Genomic DNA, 17949 nt, shown 5'->3' on the forward strand with positions numbered 1-17949 from the left:
ATGGTTTCCTCGTCGGTCTTGAGCAATCACGTCGATGTTCCGGTCGCCAACGGTTCGCAGGTCGTCGCGTCGCCGGGAGGCCCGGCCAATTTCCTGCTGTCGGCCCACAAGGAGGACGTGGCCAACTATGCGCGTTCGGGGAACGACCTGGTCGTCGAATTCAAGGACGGCCGAACAGTGCGCGTTCAGGCGTTCTTCGAGAACGGCGCGGATCATCACAATCTCGTCTTCGTTCAGGACGACGGGCGATTTCTTGTGCAGTTCGGCCCCGCACTGCAGGCGACCGGCGATGGCATCGTCGATGCGGCGCTCACTTATGCGCCGATCGGCGACGGGTTGTCGACCGGTGCGCTGCTCGGAATACTCGGCGGCGTCGCCGCGGCCGGCGGCATTGCGGCAGCCGCGGCCAGCGGCGGCGGTGGGGATGACGGCGGTAGCGGCGCCAGTGGCGGAGGAACGCCGACCGGGCCGGCGCGACTGGCGATCGATTCGATCGATGGGCAGTCGACCGACGGCAACGGCAATATCGTCACGGGGCGGGCGTCGCCGACGATCGCGGGTTCGGGCGCTCAGCCGAACACGACGGTGACGATCCAGGTCGATGGTCAGACGATCGGTGCGGTGACTGCGGACGCGAACGGGCGCTGGTCGTACACGCCCGGTACGTTGCCGGAGGGCGCCCATCAGATCACCGTGACGCAGACCGACAGTAGCGGCAATACGAGCGAGCTGAGCACGGTGGGGATCGTGGTGGATACGATCGTGCCGGAAACGCCTGCGATTACGGCCGTCAGCGACGATGCACAACATCCGGTGACGATCGGCGGTGCGACGAGCGATACGACGCCGACGCTCGGCGGTACCGCGGAAGCGGGTAGCAGGGTGAGCGTGTATGACGGCACGACGCTGCTGGGAACGACGACAGCGGATTCGTCCGGGAAGTGGACATTTACGCCGACCACGGGTTTGGGCGAGGGCGCGCACTCGATTACGGTGACTGCGACGGATGCGGCCGGCAACGTGAGCACCCCGAGCGCGGCCTTCGAGCTGACGATCGATACGACGGCTCCCGCGCTGCCCACGGTGAACGCGACGGACGGTACGTCGCTGTCGGGCACGGCGGAAGCGGGCGCAACGATCAACATCGATACGAACGGCGACGGCACGCCGGATGCCACCGTAACAGCCGACCCCGGCGGCGCGTGGACGTACACGCCCTCGACCCCGCTGCCGGCTGGCACGGTGATTGGCGTGACGGCCACGGACGCGGCGGGCAATACGGGCCCGTCTGCTTCGGTAACGGTGACGGGCGACACGACGGCGCCTGCGGCACCGATCATCGGCACCGTGACGGACGACGTAGGCTCTGTTGTTGGTGCGATCATTTCCGGAGGCAGTACTGATGACGCGACGCCGACATTGAGCGGCACAGCGGAAGCAGGCAGCACGGTTAGCGTGTATGACGGCACGACGTTGCTGGGCACGACGACAGCAGACCCGTCCGGAAACTGGACGTTCACGCCGACCACGGGTTTGGGAGAGGGCGCGCACAGCCTGACCGTCACCGCAACGGATACGGCCGGCAATGTGAGTGTTCCGAGCACGGCCTTCGATCTGACGATCGACATAACCGCTCCTGCGTCGCCGACAGTGAACGCGACCGACGGTACGTCACTGTCGGGTACGGCCGAAGCGGGTGCGACGGTCAACATCGATACGAACGGCGACGGCACGCCGGATGCCACCGTAACAGCCGACCCGAGCGGCGCGTGGACGTACACACCATCGACTCCGCTGCCGGCGGGTACGGTGATCGGCGTGACTGCTACCGACGCGGCGGGCAATACGGGCCCGTCTGCATCGGTAACGGTGACGGGCGACACGACGGCGCCTGCGGCACCGATCATCGGCACCGTGACGGACGACGTGGGCTCTGTTATTGGTGCGATCATTTCCGGCGGCAGTACTGATGATGCGACGCCGACATTGAGCGGCACAGCGGAAGCGGGCAGCACGGTCAGCGTCTACGACGGCACTACGTTGCTGGGTACGACGACAGCCGACCCGTCCGGAAACTGGACGTTCACGCTGGCCACAGGTTTGGGAGAGGGCGCGCATTCGATCACGGTGACTGCCACGGACACGGCCGGCAATGTGAGTGTTCCGAGCACGGCCTTTGACCTGACGATCGATACGACGGCTCCTGCATTACCGACGGTGAATGCGACCGACGGTACGTCACTGTCGGGCACGGCCGAAGCGGGTGCGACGGTCAACATCGATACGAACGGCGACGGCACGCCGGATGCGACCGTAACGGCTGACCCGAGCGGCGTCTGGACGTACACGCCCTCGACCCCGCTGCCGGCTGGTACGGTGATCGGCGTGACGGCCACCGATGCGGCGGGCAATACGGGCCCGTCTGCTTCGGTAACGGTGACGGGCGATACGACGGCACCGGGTGCGCCGGTCATCGGTACGGTGACGGACGACGTAGGCTCTGTTGTTGGTGCGATCATTTCCGGAGGCAGTACTGATGACGCGACGCCGACATTGAGCGGTACAGCGGAAGCAGGCAGCACGGTGAGCGTGTATGACGGCACGACGTTGCTGGGCACGACGACGGCAGATCCGTCCGGCAACTGGACGTTCACGCCGACCACGGGTTTGGGTGAGGGCGCACACAGCCTGACCGTCACCGCAACGGATGCGGCCGGCAATGTGAGCACCCCGAGCACGGCCTTTGACCTGACGATCGATACGACGGCTCCTGCATTACCGACTGTGAACGCGACCGACGGTACATCGCTGTCGGGCACGGCCGAAGCGGGCGCAACGGTCAACATCGATACGAACGGCGACGGCACGCCGGACGCCACCGTGACAGCCGACCCGAGCGGCGTCTGGACGTACACGCCCTCGACCCCGTTGCCGGCTGGTACGGTGATTGGCGTGACGGCTACCGATGCGGCGGGCAATACGGGCCCGTCTGCTTCGGTAACGGTGACGGGTGACACGACGGCGCCTGCGGCACCGATCATCGGCACCGTGACGGATGACGTGGGTTCTGTTGTTGGTGCGATCATTTCCGGCGGCAGTACTGATGACGCGACGCCGACATTGAGCGGTACAGCGGAAGCAGGCAGCACGGTGAGCGTGTATGACGGCACGACGTTGCTGGGCACGACGACGGCAGATCCGTCCGGCAACTGGACGTTCACGCCGACCACGGGTTTGGGTGAGGGTGCACACAGCCTGACCGTCACCGCAACGGATACGGCTGGTAATGTGAGTGTTCCGAGCACGGCCTTCGACCTGACGATCGATACGACGGCTCCGGCGATTCCGACAGTGAACGCGACCGACGGTATGTCGCTGTCGGGCACGGCCGAAGCGGGCGCAACGGTCAACATCGACACGAACGGCGACGGCACGCCGGACGCCACCGTAACAGCCGACCCGAGCGGCGCGTGGACGTACACGCCGTCGACCCCGCTGCCGATCGGCACGGTGATCGGCGTGACGGCTACCGACGCGGCGGGCAATACGGGGCCGTCTGCCTCGGTGACGGTGACGGGTGACACGACGGCGCCTGCGGCACCGATCATCGGCACCGTGACGGATGACGTGGGTTCTGTTGTTGGTGCGATCATTTCCGGCGGCAGTACTGATGACGCGACGCCGACATTGAGCGGTACAGCGGAAGCAGGCAGCACAGTGAGCGTGTATGACGGCACGACGTTGCTCGGCACGACGACGGCAGATCCGTCCGGAAACTGGACGTTCACGCCGACCACGGGTTTGGGAGAGGGCGCGCACAGCCTGACCGTCACCGCAACGGATACGGCCGGCAATGTGAGTGTTCCGAGTACGGCCTTCGACCTGACGATCGATACGACAGCTCCGTCGATTCCGACAGTGAACGCGACCGACGGTACGTCACTGTCGGGCACGGCCGAAGCGGGCGCAACGGTCAACATCGACACGAACGGCGACGGCACGCCGGACGCCACCGTAACAGCCGACCCGAGCGGCGCGTGGACGTACACGCCGTCGACCCCGCTGCCGATCGGCACGGTGATCGGCGTGACGGCTACCGACGCGGCGGGCAATACGGGGCCGTCTGCCTCGGTGACGGTGACGGGTGACACGACGGCGCCTGCGGCACCGATCGTTGTTAGCGTCACGGACGACGTTGGCTCGATCGTCGGGCTGCTGACGACTGGCGCAACGACGGACGACACGACCCCGACGCTTGCCGGTACAGCGGAAGCAGGCAGCACGGTGAGCGTCTATGACGGCACGACGTTGTTGGGTACGACGACAGCAGACCCGTCCGGAAACTGGACGTTCACGCCGACCACGGGTTTGGGAGAGGGCGCGCACTCGATTACGGTGACTGCCACGGACACGGCCGGCAACGTGAGCCCCCCGAGCACGGCTTTCGAGCTGACGGTCGATACGATGGCTCCTGCATTACCGACTGTGAACGCGACCGATGGTACGTCGCTGTCGGGTACGGCGGAAGCGGGCGCGACGGTCAATATCGATACGAACGGTGACGGCACGCCGGACGCCACCGTGACGGCCGACCCGAGTGGCGCGTGGACGTACACGCCGTCGACCCCGCTGCCGATCGGCACGGTGATCGGCGTGACCGCCACGGACGCGGTTGGCAACACCGGCCCGTCCGCGTCGGTAACGGTTTCAGACCTGACGGCGCCGGCCGCGCCGATCATCGGCACCGTGACCGACGACGTCGGCTCGATCGTCGGGCTGCTGACGACTGGCACGACGACGGACGACACGACCCCGACGCTTGCCGGTACGGCGGAAGCAGGCAGCACGGTGAGCGTGTATGACGGCACGACGTTGCTGGGCACGACGACAGCCGACCCGTCCGGAAACTGGACGTTCACGCCGACCACCGCACTGGGTGAAGGCGCACACAGCCTGACCGTCACCGCCACGGACACGGCCGGCAACGTGAGCCCCCCGAGCACGGCATTCGCGATCACGGTCGATACGACCGCACCGACTGCGACGGCCACGCTGACGACCCTGACCGACAACACCGGCGTGCCCAACGACTGGATCACCGGCGACACGACCCCGACCCTGAGCGGCACGCTGAATGCTGCGCTCGGTGCGGGCGAGGTCGTCCAGGTCAGCCTCGACGGCGGCGCCCACTGGACCAACGCGACCGTCAACGGCACGAACTGGACCTGGTACACGCCGGGCGTGTTGTCCGCGGCGAACTACACGGCGACGGTGCGCGTGGTCGATGCCGCCGGCAACCTCGGCCCGACGACGTCGCAGCTTTTCACGATCGATCCGAATGTCGCACCGGTCGTATCGGCGCAGGCGTCGGGGAACCTGCTCGGGATCATCGGCGCGAACCTGCTCAACCTGATCGATTTCAGCACGCAGCAGGCGTTCTCCGCATCGGACTACAACAACAACCTCGATCACGTGACGCTGCACTACGGCGGATTGCTCGGCCTCGGCGCGCTGCAATTCAACGCGAACCAGGCGCTGGCGAACGAACTGGGGCTGCACTTCGACGTCGTCAACAACCCCGGGATCCTCGGCATCATCGGGCCGTCGTCCGACCTGACGATCACGGCGACCGACGGCGGCCCGATCGACAACCTGAGGCTCAACGAGTTTCTCGGTTCGATCACGCTGAACGGCGGGCTGATCAGCATCAGCGCGCTCGACAGCGTGACGATCTCCGCGACCGACAAGACAGGGCTGTCCGCATCGGCCACCGCCGGTCAGTTGCTGAACGCGAGCCTGCTCGGCTCGACGCAGTCGGCGTCGATCATCGAGGGGACGTCGGGCAGCGACACCGTCACGGGCACGTCCGGCAACGACCGACTGTACGGCTATGGCGGCGACGACGTGCTGAACGGCGGCGACGGCAATGACCTGCTGCGCGGCGGCGCCGGCAACGACACGCTGAACGGTGGCAACGGCAACGATATCCTGATCGGCGGCGCCGGTAACGACACGCTGACGGGCGGCGCCGGCACCGACGTGTTCCTGTGGGAAGTCGTCGGCGCGGACAACACCGGCGGCAACGGCCATGACGTCATCACCGACTTCCAGCTGGCAAGCGGCCCCACCGATACGAGCGGCGACAAGATCGATCTGTCGAAGCTGCTGGTCGGCTACACGGCCGACGCGGACGGGCCCGCGCACTACGTGGACGGCGTGCCCACGATCGATGCGGGCGACACGATCGGGCAGTTCCTGTCGGTGACGAACGTCGGCGCCGATACGGTGATCAGCATCGACCGCGACGGCGCCGGGACGGCGTTCGGTTCCGAAACCCTCGTCACGCTGAACAACGTGACGACCAACCTGGAGAGCCTGCTCGCGAACCATCAGATCATCGTCTGACCGCAGCGCCCCGGGGAGGCCGGCCTGCCTCCCCGACACGGCAGGCCCGTTCGCATCGCGACGCGGGCTCGCCCGACGCATATCCGTTCCCGCGTCATGCGCGGGGCCAGCTTTGCCGGACGGCTCGCCGCCGGCGTCCCGATGATGCTCAAGACAACCGTTTGCTCCAGATTCACGGTGCGTCGCGCCGCTCGCGCGGCGCGTGCCGTTTTTCATCCAGGCCATGTGTTGTTCGCGATCGCGCTGTTCGATACCGCCTCGGTGGCGTTCGCGTCATCGTCGTCGCCGCTGCCGAGCGGTCGACTGACCGATTCGTTCGAGACCGCGGTCCGCGTGCCGGCTCCTGCGGCCCAGGCTGCCGCGGCATCTCCCGCGCGTTCGTTGCCGCCGGGGTCTCCCCGGGGTGCCGCTCCGGCGATGCACACCGCGATGGCGCCGTCGTTCGTGCCGTTGCCGGCCGGCATGCCCGCCGCCGCCGCTGCCGCCCCGCGCCGGCACCTGGCGCCGCCATTGCCGCCTGCGGACCCGGCACGGCGCATCGTCCTCGCGAACCTGTCCCGTGCGATGGCGCCGGGCGACCTGCCATCACCGGTGCCGTTGCCGCACGACGGGGTGACGACGATCACGCCGGATCTGCCGGACGCATTCGACACGCCCGCCGCCGCGCACGCAGCGGATCCCGAGGATGCAGAGGATTCCGCCGGCGCATCGGGCGAAACGCTGCGCATCGCGCTCGATCGCCTGACGCTGCGCGACGCGGTCGGCGTCGCGATCGCGCGCCATCCGGACATCGGTCGCGCGCATGCGGAAGTGGCGCAAAGCCTGTCGGAGGTCGAGGTCGCGAAAGCGGCCTGGTACCCGAAGATCGACTATGGCGTGCGCCCCGGCTATGGCGGCAGTTTCGGCAGCAACGGCAACCGCACCGGCACGCGTGCCTCGATCGGCGTGTCGCAGTTGCTGTACGACTTCGGCCGTACGTCGGGCCGGATTTCCGCAGCGGACTCGACGCGCAGCCAGAAGCAGTACCAGTTGGCCGACACGATCGAGACGGTTGCGTATCAGACGGCGTCGACGTTCATCGAACTGGCCGCGAGCCAGGACGTCGTCGCCGCCGCGCGGCGCCAGGTCGCCGCGCTGAGCGACACGCGCACGAAGATTCTCGATCGCGTGCGGGCCGGACTGTCGGTTTCGTCGGACCGCAATCTGGTCGAACTGGCGATCCTGCATGCACAGGCGGAAGTGCTGAAGGCCAACACGCGCTTCGACGTCGCCGCCGCGAAGCTCACCGAACTGATCGGCGCCCGCCCGCGGCGCGTGGCGCCCCTCGGCGGCACGGTCGATTTCGTCGGCGATCTCGGCCACGCCGGCGGCGACATCGAACGCACGCCGTCGGTGCTTGCCGCGGCGGCGGCCGTCGATGCGGCCGATGCGCGCGTGCGGGTCGCGCAGGCGGAACGCTTTCCGTCGATCGGTATCGGCGCGAGCCGTTCGATATCGAGCGGCCGCCCGAACGCGACCAACGACACATGGATCGGTTTCGCGGTGAGCGGCAACTACTCGCTCGGCGGCCTGGCGAAACACCAGATCGCGGCCGCCGAAGCCGAACTGCGCGCGAACCGCGAAAGCCTCGAGAACCGGCGGCTCGTCACGCGCAGCGCGCTCAAGTCGGCGGAAATCGAAGCGTCCGGCGCGGCCGCGCGCCTGAACAGCTACGAGAAAGTGACCGCGCTGTCGCGCGCGTCGCGCGACCTGTACTGGCAGGAATACATCCTGAACAAGCGTACGTTGACCGACGTCGTGAATCCGGAGCGCGACATCTTCGAATCGGAAGTCGAGGCGATCAACGCACTGGCCGACGGCGCGATCGCGCGCATCAAGGCATACGTGGCAGTCGGCAAATTCGTCGAATTGCTGCGCGAACACGAGGGGAGTCGTCATGAATGATGCGTTTCGCGCCGGGCGCGATGCCGGCGCCGATATCGCGCGCTGGACCGACCCGCTGATTTTCGCGGCACGGCATCTCGGTCTCGCCGTTTCGCCCGAGCAGGTCCGTGGCGCGGCGTCGTGGGCGAGCGTCGCGGAGCCGGACGCCGCCGTCATCGAAGTCGCCGCGTCCGCGGGCCTGGCCGCGCAGTTCGTCGCGTTGCCGCCGGCACGGCTCACGCCGGCGATGCTGCCGGCGCTCGCCGTGTTCGACGATGCGCATGTCGGCGTGATCGTATCGGTCGCGGCGGAGCGTGCGGTCGTCCAGTTCGTCTTCGACGGCAAGCCGGTCGAACGCGCGATCGATCTGGACGCGTCGACGCCGGCGTGGCCGGCCCGGATGTTGATCGTCCACGAGCGGGTCGCGCGGCGTGATGAACGCGTCGACGGCTACCTGTCCGCCAAACCCGACACCTGGCTGCACGATCTGTTCTCGGCGCAATGGAAGGTATTGCTCGATCTCGGTGCCGGCTCGCTGTTCGGCAATCTGCTCGCGATCGCGACGTCGCTGTTCGCGATGCAGGTGTGGGATCGTGTGGTCCCGGCGCGGGCGACGCACACGCTGTGGGTGCTGGCTTCAGGCGTCGTGCTCGCGCTCGCGCTGGAACTGCTGCTGCGTACCGCCCGCGTATCGATCGCCGATCATTTCGGCAAGCAGGCGGATCTCAAGCTGTCCGCGATGTTCTTCGCGCGCGTGCTCGACATCCGCAACGACGCGCGGCCGCGCTCGCCGGGCACGCTGGTCGCCCAGCTTCGCGACCTCGAACAGCTGCGCGAACTGCTGACGTCGAGCACGATGGGCGTGCTGATCGACATCCCGTTCGTCATCACGTTCCTGTTCATCATCTGGCTGCTCGGCGGGCCGCTCGCGTTCGTGCCGCTCGCGGCGATCCCGCTGCTGATCCTGCCGGGCGTGCTCGCGCAAATCCCGCTGGCGAAGCTGTCGAACCAGGGGCTCGAGGAATCGGCGCTGCGCAACGCGATCCTGATGGAGGCCATCTATCGCGCGGAGGACATCAAGGCGTTGCAGGCGGAGCCGCGATTCCGGCAGCTGTGGGCGCGGACGAATCGCGTGAATGCCGATATCGGCTTGCAACAACGCCGGCTGGCCGGTCTGCTGGTCAATCTCGCGCAGACGGTGCAGCAGCTTGCGTACGCCGGCGTACTGGTCGCCGGCGTGTACGGCATCCTGGACGCGAGCCTGTCGTTCGGCGCCGTGCTGGCCTGTTCCATCCTGACGAGCCGCACGATCGCCCCGCTGGGCCAGATTCCCGCCGTGCTGTCGCGCATCCAGAACGTACGCGCGGGCAAGAAGGGGCTCGACAACCTGCTCGCGCTGCCGGTCGATCATGATCCGGCGGTCGATGCGTATCACAAGCCGGCGCTCGTCGGCCGATATCGCTTCGAGCAGGTCGGATACAGCTTCGATCCGCAGGCAAAGCCGGTGCTCGGTATTCCGAATCTGTCGATCGAGCCGGGCGAGCGGATCGCGATTCTCGGCCGGGTCGGTGCGGGCAAATCGACGCTGCTGCGGCTGCTCGGCGGACTCGCGACGCCGGTGCAGGGGCGCATCCTGTTCAACGACACGCCACTGCCGCTGATCGACGTCGCTGACGTCCGTCGCGACGTCGGGATGCTGCTGCAGGAATCGAGTCTCTTCTACGGCACGCTGCGAGAGAACCTGCTGATCGCGAATCCGCTCGCTACCGACGATGCGATGCTCGCGGCGATGAAGGTCGCCTGCGCGGACCAGTTGCTGTTGCGGCAGCCGCACGGCCTCGACCTGAAACTGCGCGAAAGCGGCCTCGGCCTGTCCGGCGGCCAGAAGCAGGCGCTGATGCTGGCCCGCGTGATTCTGCGCGCGCCGAACGTGTTGCTGCTCGACGAGCCGACCGCGTCGCTCGACGAGGCGACCGAGCGCGCGATCGTCGAGCGCCTGCGGCAGTGGCTCGGCCATCGCACGTTGATCGTCGCGACGCATCGTTATCCGGTGCTCTCGATCGTCGATCGCATCATCGTGCTCGATGGCGGGCGCGTGGTGCGTGACGGTCCGAAAGACGAGGTGCTGGCAGCGTTGCGCGGCGCCGGCACGCCGGAGCCGGCGGCGGCTTCGCGCGCGCCGGCTGGCGAGTCGAGCCCGTTGCCGGCGCAGATGGCGGGAGAGGCACGATGAGCGATTTTCCGTGGTCGGCGCATCGCGCACGCGAAGCGGCACCCGCCCGGCGGATGCTGTGGCTGATCGTTGCTGCGCTGGCGATCTTCCTCGTGTGGTCCGCGTTCGCGAACCTCGACGAAGTCGCGGTCGGCGAAGCCAAGGTCACGCCGGCATCGAAAGGGCAGGTCATCCAGAGTCTCGAAGGCGGCATCCTGCTGGAACTGGCGGTGCGCGAAGGCGATGTCGTCGACGCGGGCCAGCGGCTCGCGACGCTCGATCCGGTGCTCGCGCGCTCGTCGATGGAGGAAACGCTGGAACGGATCACCGCATTGCAGGGGCGTGCCGCGCGGCTGTATGCGGAGATGAACGACCTGCCCGGCATCGAATTCCCGGCGGAACTGGCGAACGAGAAGGCCGTGACCGGGCGTGAGCGTCAGCTGTTCGTCGCAAACCGGCGCGCGTTTCGCGAGAACGTCGCCAACCTGCGCGAACAGTTGCGGCTCGCCGAGGACGAGCTCCGGATTGCGTTGCCGCTGTTGAAAACCGGCGCGACCAACGAGGTCGAGGTGCTCCGGTTGCGTCAGAAGGCCGCCGAATTCTCGACGAAGCTCGCAGCGGCGCAGAGCGAATACTACGTCGCGCTGAAAGCCGACTATTCGAAGACGATGGCCGATCTCGAGCCGCTGCTCAAGGTTCGCGAAGGGCGTGCCGATCAATTGCGGCGGACCGTGATTCGCGCGCCGGCGCGTGGCATCGTGAAGGACATCCGGGTGTCGACGGTCGGCGGGGTGATTCCGCCGGGCGGCATGCTGATGGAGATCGTGCCGCTCGACGACCAGTTGTTGATCGAGGCGCGCCTCAGCCCGCGCGACATCGCATTCATTCATCCGGGGCAGGAGGCGACCGTGAAGATCACGGCGTTCGAGTCGTCGATCTACGGGTCGCTGCCGGCGAAGGTCGAGCGGATTTCGCCCGACACGATCGAAGACCAGGTCGACCGGCGCGTGTATTACTACCGTGTCTACGTGCTCACGCAGCACGCGTATCTGGAAACCCGCGACGGCAAGCGGCATCCGATTCTGCCGGGCATGGTCGCCACCGCGGAGATCCGCACCGGGCGCCGCACCGTGTTCGACTACCTGGTCAAGCCGCTGAACCGCGCAGCCGAGGCGTTGCGCGAACGCTAACGCGCCGGCGCGGCACGATCATGGGTGCGACGCCGAGTCGTTGCGTTCGGCATCCGGATACACGATCGTGCCGTCGTCCCGGATCGCGGCGCCGGCCGTGAGCCGCGCGGGCTCCACGCGGTTGCGGCCCATGATGTGCAGCACCGTTTCGCCGCGCGCGATCAGGTAATCGGACACGATGCGCCGGTGGCAGCGCCACCACACGGCTTCCGAACACATGATCGCGCAGCGCTGCTCGTGCCCCTGCGCGATCAGCCGGTCGAGGCCCGCATGAAACGCCGGCGACAGCGCATAGTCCGCGTAGCGGTGAAAGCTGCGGTTGGTCCAGAAACCGTTGACGTCGTCGGGTACGCCGCGCGACTTGCCGCGCAGGCCGCCGAGCTCGGCGATGTGTTCGTACGCGATGTCGGCGGCGGCGAGCGCGTCCGGCAGCGTCGCTTCGTTGAATTGCGGATTGGTGCGCGAACGCGTCATCTTGCGGATGTCCGCGAGCAGCGTGATCTCGACCGCATCGAGCAGGTCGACGAATGCGTCGAGCGTGCGGTTCGAATGGCCGATCGTGTAGAACGGGAGCGTCATGCGTCGTCCTTGCCGGCGATGCGTTCGAGCACGCGGCCGCGATGCGCGGCGATGTGGTCGGTCCGGTCGCTCTTGATCTCGTACTGCGGATCGTCGGGCGACGCGCGATGGCGATGCCCCTTGTAGTCGAAGTCGGCGGTATGGATCGCGATGATCGTGCCGGTCACGTAGCCGGCCTCGGAATTCCAGCGGACGTGGTCGCCCAGCCTGAATGGGGTGGTCATGCCGGGTGTGCCTCCTCGTGTCGATACACGGTGGGTCGGTCCGCGGCCTTGGCGGTGCGCGTCGGAGGCCGCGAGACAGAACATCGATGAATTCAGGACAAACTGGATGCGTGAACGAGAGTAGCGCGATTTCCGCCACCCGGGCGAATGTGCTTGAGCGGAAGCCGGCGTGTCTTGTGTAACGCCATATATCCGACGAGGCGCCGGCAAAAAGTTCACGTCCGTTGCCCGTACGGTGGTAGCCGGGTTCGGAACAGCAATGTGTGGGAGGAATCGGGGTGATATCCCGGGACGAAATGACTCACCGGCAAGTCGGTGCGGCAGGCACTAACGGACCCACGGAGAATCGCAACTGCGTTACGTCGGGCTGTCGGGGGCAAAGCAACTGTTGCACCTTATCGGTGATGAAGATGTCGCGTCTTTCTTCACACCTGCCACGACCTGGTCTCCTAGGTTGGAGCGCCCATGCTGGCGTGCCGGCATGCTCTCCTGGTCTCGATGACAACGTCATGCCGGAATTTTCCACTTCCAAACGGGACAGTCTTGTGGACCCAGGCTAGGGTCGGTTTCAACTTGGAAGAAAAAAATTCCAAGTTGGACGCATCTCGACAGTCGGGCCGGACTGATAGACCGTCGGTCTCACGCTTGCTCTCGTGAAATTGTCATGCTAGTTTTTCATGAAATTTCTCGGCGTAATTTTCACGGGAGTCCGCATGTTCGTGCAGTCCGACCGTCACGTTGCAAGCTACTACGCGGGCACCTACCCGGCGCCGATCCCGCATCGGCCGGTGCTGGACGAACGCGTCGACGCCGACGTGCTGGTCGTTGGCGCGGGTTTCAGCGGGCTGCATACGGCGCTGCGGCTCGCGCTTGCCGGCAAGCGCGTCGTCATGCTGGAAGCGAGCCGCGTCGCGTGGGCCGCATCGGGCCGCAACGGCGGACAGGCGCTGCTCGGCTGGTCGTGCGACATGCAGCCCCTCGAGGATGCGCTCGGCCGCGACGGCGCGCGGCTGCTGTGGAACAGCATGCGCTGGGCGGCGGCCGAGGTGCGCGAACTGCCGGCGCGGCACGGGTTCGACATCGACTACCGGCCCGGCAGCCTGTGGGCCGCGGTGCGGCCGCGGCGCGTCGCGATGCTGGCGCAGACGCGCGACGAGGCGGCCGAGCGTTGGGGCTACGATCGGTTGCGCGTGATCGGGCGCGACGAGATGCCTGAATGGATCGGCGGCACGCGCTATCTGGCCGCGCTTCACGATCCGGAGGCCGGCCACCTGAACCCGCTGAAGCTCGCGCTCGGCCTCGCGCAGACGATCGAGCGCGCGGGCGGCCGCATCTTCGAACAGAGTCGCGTGCTCGACTGCCGCGAGACGGCCGGCGGCCACGTCGCCCGCACGACGCGTGGCGAAGTGCGCGCGGACGTGCTGGTGCTCGCCTGCAATGCGTACGTCGACCGGCTCGACCGCGATCTCGCGCGCCGGCTGCTGCCGGTCGGCACGTATCAGGTCGCAACGGCGCCGCTCGCACCCGACGTCGCGCGTGCGCTGCTGCCGCGCAACAGTTGCGTGATCGACAACCAGTTCGTGCCCGACTACTTCCGCCTGAGCCCCGACAACCGGCTGCTGTTCGGCGGCGGCTGCACGTATCTCGGCGGCATCCCGGCCGATATCGCGGCGGCGACGCGCCCGCACCTCGAACGCGTGTTTCCGCACCTGGCCGGCGTGCCGCTCGACTACGCGTGGGGCGGTCACATCGACATCAGCATGCGCCGCACGCCGGACATCGGCCGCCACGGGCAGCGCTTCTGGCTGCAGGGTTTTTCGGGGCACGGCGTGCTGCCGACGCTCGCCGGCGCGCGCGCGGTGGCCGACGCCGTGCTCGGCGACACCCATCTGCTCGCGCAGTACCAGCGCATCCGCAACCCGCGCTTTCCCGGCGGCGGTGGGCTGGCCGCGCCGCTCGAGGCGATCGGCAAGGCCTGGTACCGTTTGCGCGATACCGTTTGATTGCACCGGAATCCATCATGAACGAACAGGAAGAGATAGAAGGTCTGGCGATCCTGATCCGCGACCTGCGCAAGCATCGCAAGGTCACGCTGAACGATCTCGCCGAACGGATCGGCCGCTCGGTCGGCTTTCTGTCGCAGGTCGAGCGCGGGCTGTCGCGTCCGACGGTCGCGGATCTCACCGCGATCGGCGAGGCGCTCGGCGTGCCGACCACCTATTTCTACAGCCTGAGCAAGCCGCGCAGCGTGCCGTGGGTCACGCGGCCCGACGAACGTCGCACCGTGTATTACGCGGCCGGCATTACCGACATCCTCGTGTCGCCGAACATGCGGTCGCGTTTCTCGATCCTCGAAAGCCATCTCGGGCCGGGCGCGAGCAGCGGCGAGCGGCCGGTCGACGACAGCGACGAGCAGGGCGGCTTCGTGCTCGAAGGAGAACTGACGATCTGGATCGACGGCGACGACACGCCGGTCACGCTCGGCCCGAACGATGCGTTCCAGCTGCCCGCGCACAAGCGCTTCCGCTACGCGAACCTGACCGACGCGCCGACGCGCGTGATCTGGGTATTCACCTGAGTGGTCGACGGGGCGGGCGGTGTTGGAGGCGGCCCCGCCGCGCAGCCTGTTTGCAGTACTGATCGACATGCGGCGTGCGTTGCGCCGTGCGCCGCCCGAATCCGGCTCGCCGCGTTGCGGCACCGCCATACAAGACATGGAAAGGATGAGACATGGCTGACGTCGTTCCCGCGCTGGTCAGTGAAGTCCGCGCATTCCGGCAGGCGCACCCCGAAATCCGTTATGTCGACCTGATCTGCCTCGACCTGCCCGGGCACTTCTACGGCAAGCGCTATCCGATCGATGCGCTCGAGAAAGTCGCATCGGGCTCGCTGCTGAAGCTGCCGCAGAACTGCGTGCTGCTCGGCACGCAGGGCGGCCTCTACAAGATCGGCGACTACTGCTTCAACGACGGCGATCCCGATGCGCCGCGCCGCCTGATCCCCGGCACGCTGAAGCCCGTGCGCTGGGAGCGGCAACCGCTCGCGCAGATGCTGATCAGTTCCGATGGCACCGATTCCCCGATCGAATTCGAGCCGCGCGAGGTGCTCGCACGCGTGCTGCGGCGCTTCGCGGCGCGCGGCATCCGGCCGGTCGTCGCATTCGAGCTCGAGTTCTACCTGTTCGCCGCGCAGCTCGCGGACGGGATGCCGCAGTATCCGCGCGACCGCCTGAGCGACGACCGCGACGATCAGCCGAACATGCATATCGAGCGCCTGTCGCGCTTCTCCGACGTGCTGCACGAGATGGTCGAAGCCGCGTGCGAGCAGGGCGTCGATGCGACGGTGATCACCGCGGAGCTCGGGCCCGGCCAGTTCGAGATCAATTTCGGGCATACCGACGACGCGCTGCGCGCGGCCGACTGGTCGGCGCTGTTCTGTCGCAGCACGCGCGGCGTCGCGTTGCGGCACGGCTATCGCGCGAGCTTCATGGGCAAGCCGTATTTGCATGCGCCGGGCAGCGGCATGCACGTGCACGTGAGCCTGTATGACGACGCGGGGCGCAACCTGCTTGCGGCGGACGGGCAGCGGCCGTTGCGTCACGCGGTGGCCGGCTGCCTCGCGCTGCTGCCGCATTGCATGCCCGTGTTCGCGCCGAATCACAATGCGTTCCGCCGCTACGGGTCGATGGTGAACGCGGCGAGCCGCGCGAGCTGGGGTTTCGAGGATCGCGACGCGTGCATCCGCATTCCCGAGTCGGACGCCCGCAACCTGCGGATCGAGCACCGGCTCGCGAGTGCGGATGCGAACCCGTACCTGGTGCTCGCGGCGATTCTCAGCGGGATGGAGCACGGACTCGATGCGCGCCTCGAGCCGATCGCGCCGCTCAACGAGGATCGCGGCAGCGGGATCGATTTTCCGAAGGAGATGCTGTCGTCGGTCGCCGCGATGCAGGATCATCCGGCCGTGCGCGACGGGCTCGGCAGCGAGTTCGTGATGGTGTATTGCGAGAACAAGCGGCAGGAGGAATTGGATTTCCGCAATGAGATCGGCGCGCGGGAGTATCGCTGGTTTCTGTGAGCCGATGCCGCCGTCCGCACGGCTTATCGTCCGCGCGCCTGTTCCATCGGCAGGTGCGCGCCCCACGCGTTCGTCAGCGCTTCGCTTTCGGCGACCGGATCGATCCGTTGTCGAGCGCTGTCGCTTACGTCGTCGCTGAATAACAGGTGCGCGAATTCACGCGCACGCTCGGTGATCGCGGCGGTTTTCCCGCTGCGCCGCAGCGTGAACGCCGCAAGCGCCGCATCGAGATCGCCGCCGTTGGCTGAATCGTATTCGTCGAGGCACCGGGCAAGATGCCACGCATCTTCGAGCGCCTGGCAGGCGCCTTGTCCGGAGGTCGGGAGCGGCGCGTGCGCGGCGTCACCGATCAGCAGTACGTTGCCGCGGTGCCATGCGTCGACCGGATCCAGATCGTGCACGCGGATCTTCGTGAGCGTGTCCGCTGGCGTCGCACGTATCACGTCCGTGACGGGCGCCGGCCACGGCGCGAAGCGCCGTTCCAGCATCCCGCGCGGATCGTCTTCCGCCGTATCGCACCTGTCGGCTTCCGGCCATGCCGCCGCCCAGTACACGCGATGCCGGTCCAGCGCGACGATGCCGAAGCGTTCGCGCGTGCCCCAGTAATCGAATATCGACACTTCGTCGACCAGCGGCGCATTGCTTTGCGCGACGCCGATCCAGTTGACGAAGCCCTGATAGACGGGGGTGTTGTCGCCGACCACATGACGTCGCGCGACGGAGTTCATGCGGCCGTCCGCGCCGATCACGAGATCGGGGGCGATCGTCGTGCCGTTGTCGAAGCGAACGACGGCGCGACCGTCCGCGCCGGTATCGATGGCCGTTGCGCCGTGGCCGAAGTGGACCTCGATGCCGCGCGCGGCGAGGTGCCGGGTCAGCACGGCCTGCAGGTCGCGCCGCAGGATCGACACCGTCGGGAAGCCCATGCGGCGGTCGAGCGCGCCGATCTCGGTGGCCTTGAGCAGGGTGCCGTGCCGGTCGATGCGCCGCATCGCATGCAGGCGGCCGCCTGCCTCGACGATGTCCGGCAGCAGGCCGAGCTGGGTGAGGACGAAGCCGGCATTCGGCCACAGCACCACGCCTGCGCCCATCGTCGATTCCGTCGGCCTGCGTTCGTACAGCCGGATCTCGTGGCCGCGCCCGGCGAGCGCGAGTGCGGTGCTCATGCCGGCCACGCCGGCGCCCAGGATTGCAATGTTCATGACGCTCCTTGCCTGTGTCGTGCGAACGCTCGCTGGCCGCGGGTGCGTGCCCGGGCGTCGCATTGACGGGATGAGCATCGTAAATTATGGTCTCTGGCGGGATAAGCCATCGAAATCGGCAGGCTTTGATACCTAAA

The 17949-nt window shown here is 67.3% G+C and carries 11 protein-coding genes; 7 read left to right on the plus strand and 4 right to left on the minus strand.

The features are described 5' to 3' along the window. A complete protein-coding gene (locus tag MMB92_RS18265; RefSeq protein WP_277562845.1) occupies positions 1-6405 on the plus strand; it encodes an Ig-like domain-containing protein in 6405 nt (2134 codons plus the stop codon). Positions 6406-6617: 212 nt separating this feature from the next. Here MMB92_RS18265 and MMB92_RS18270 read toward each other — a convergent pair whose 3' ends face one another. Then, a complete protein-coding gene (locus MMB92_RS18270) occupies positions 6618-7031 on the minus strand; it encodes a hypothetical protein (protein ID WP_277562853.1) in 414 nt (137 codons plus the stop codon). On the opposite strand from MMB92_RS18270, the gene MMB92_RS18275 reads away from it, so the two are divergent. Genes MMB92_RS18275 through MMB92_RS18285 form a run of 3 tightly spaced genes read left to right on the plus strand, consistent with a single transcriptional unit; the run spans position 6916 to position 11730 of the window. Next, positions 6916-8349 (plus strand): TolC family protein, encoded by a 1434-nt coding sequence (locus MMB92_RS18275; RefSeq protein WP_006490365.1) that lies wholly within the window; start codon positions 6916-6918, stop codon positions 8347-8349. The genes MMB92_RS18270 and MMB92_RS18275 overlap by 116 nt on opposite strands. Continuing rightward, positions 8342-10561 (plus strand): type I secretion system permease/ATPase, encoded by a 2220-nt coding sequence (locus MMB92_RS18280; RefSeq protein WP_077189472.1) that lies wholly within the window; start codon positions 8342-8344, stop codon positions 10559-10561. Before MMB92_RS18275 ends, MMB92_RS18280 begins: the two co-directional genes overlap by 8 nt. Beyond that, positions 10558-11730: an HlyD family efflux transporter periplasmic adaptor subunit gene (locus tag MMB92_RS18285; protein ID WP_058903380.1), complete on the plus strand. Its 1173-nt coding sequence runs from the start codon at positions 10558-10560 to the stop codon at positions 11728-11730. Before MMB92_RS18280 ends, MMB92_RS18285 begins: the two co-directional genes overlap by 4 nt. Positions 11731-11748: 18 nt before the next feature. Here the strand turns inward: MMB92_RS18285 and MMB92_RS18290 are convergent, their stop codons facing one another. Continuing rightward, the gene (locus tag MMB92_RS18290) at positions 11749-12309 is read right to left on the minus strand and encodes a DUF488 domain-containing protein (protein ID WP_277562846.1); all 561 of its coding nucleotides are present in this window, start codon (positions 12307-12309) and stop codon (positions 11749-11751) included. Beyond that, a complete protein-coding gene (locus MMB92_RS18295; RefSeq protein WP_006490334.1) occupies positions 12306-12533 on the minus strand; it encodes a DUF2945 domain-containing protein in 228 nt (75 codons plus the stop codon). Before MMB92_RS18295 ends, MMB92_RS18290 begins: the two co-directional genes overlap by 4 nt. 713 nt (positions 12534-13246) lie before the next feature. Between MMB92_RS18295 and MMB92_RS18300 the strand changes: the two genes are divergently transcribed. From MMB92_RS18300 to MMB92_RS18310, 3 genes are all read left to right on the plus strand, one after another. Beyond that, positions 13247-14536 (plus strand): FAD-binding oxidoreductase, encoded by a 1290-nt coding sequence (locus MMB92_RS18300; protein ID WP_080322458.1) that lies wholly within the window; start codon positions 13247-13249, stop codon positions 14534-14536. Between the two features lie 17 nt (positions 14537-14553). Further along, complete coding sequence (locus MMB92_RS18305; RefSeq protein ID WP_265225401.1) at positions 14554-15111, plus strand: XRE family transcriptional regulator; 558 nt, start codon at positions 14554-14556, stop codon at positions 15109-15111. A 152-nt stretch (positions 15112-15263) separates the two neighbouring features. After that, a complete protein-coding gene (locus tag MMB92_RS18310) occupies positions 15264-16610 on the plus strand; it encodes a glutamine synthetase family protein (RefSeq protein WP_006490374.1) in 1347 nt (448 codons plus the stop codon). Positions 16611-16633: 23 nt separating this feature from the next. Here the strand turns inward: MMB92_RS18310 and MMB92_RS18315 are convergent, their stop codons facing one another. Beyond that, entirely contained in the window at positions 16634-17812 is a 1179-nt protein-coding gene (locus MMB92_RS18315) for an FAD-dependent oxidoreductase (protein WP_277562847.1), read from the minus strand. Between the last annotated feature and the right edge of the window lie 137 nt (positions 17813-17949).

It is taken from the genome of Burkholderia sp. IO2 (assembly GCF_029522185.1).
Taxonomy (GTDB): domain Bacteria; phylum Pseudomonadota; class Gammaproteobacteria; order Burkholderiales; family Burkholderiaceae; genus Burkholderia; species Burkholderia cenocepacia.

Coding starts and splice junctions, on each gene's coding strand:
- MMB92_RS18265 (WP_277562845.1), top strand. CDS start 1: ATGGTTTCCTCGTCGGTCTTGAGCAATCACGTCGATGTTCCGGTCGCC.
- MMB92_RS18280 (WP_077189472.1), top strand. CDS start 8,342: ATGAATGATGCGTTTCGCGCCGGGCGCGATGCCGGCGCCGATATCGCG.
- MMB92_RS18285 (WP_058903380.1), top strand. CDS start 10,558: ATGAGCGATTTTCCGTGGTCGGCGCATCGCGCACGCGAAGCGGCACCC.
- MMB92_RS18290 (WP_277562846.1), bottom strand. CDS start 12,309: ATGACGCTCCCGTTCTACACGATCGGCCATTCGAACCGCACGCTCGAC.
- MMB92_RS18295 (WP_006490334.1), bottom strand. CDS start 12,533: ATGACCACCCCATTCAGGCTGGGCGACCACGTCCGCTGGAATTCCGAG.
- MMB92_RS18300 (WP_080322458.1), top strand. CDS start 13,247: ATGTTCGTGCAGTCCGACCGTCACGTTGCAAGCTACTACGCGGGCACC.
- MMB92_RS18305 (WP_265225401.1), top strand. CDS start 14,554: ATGAACGAACAGGAAGAGATAGAAGGTCTGGCGATCCTGATCCGCGAC.
- MMB92_RS18310 (WP_006490374.1), top strand. CDS start 15,264: ATGGCTGACGTCGTTCCCGCGCTGGTCAGTGAAGTCCGCGCATTCCGG.
- MMB92_RS18315 (WP_277562847.1), bottom strand. CDS start 17,812: ATGAACATTGCAATCCTGGGCGCCGGCGTGGCCGGCATGAGCACCGCA.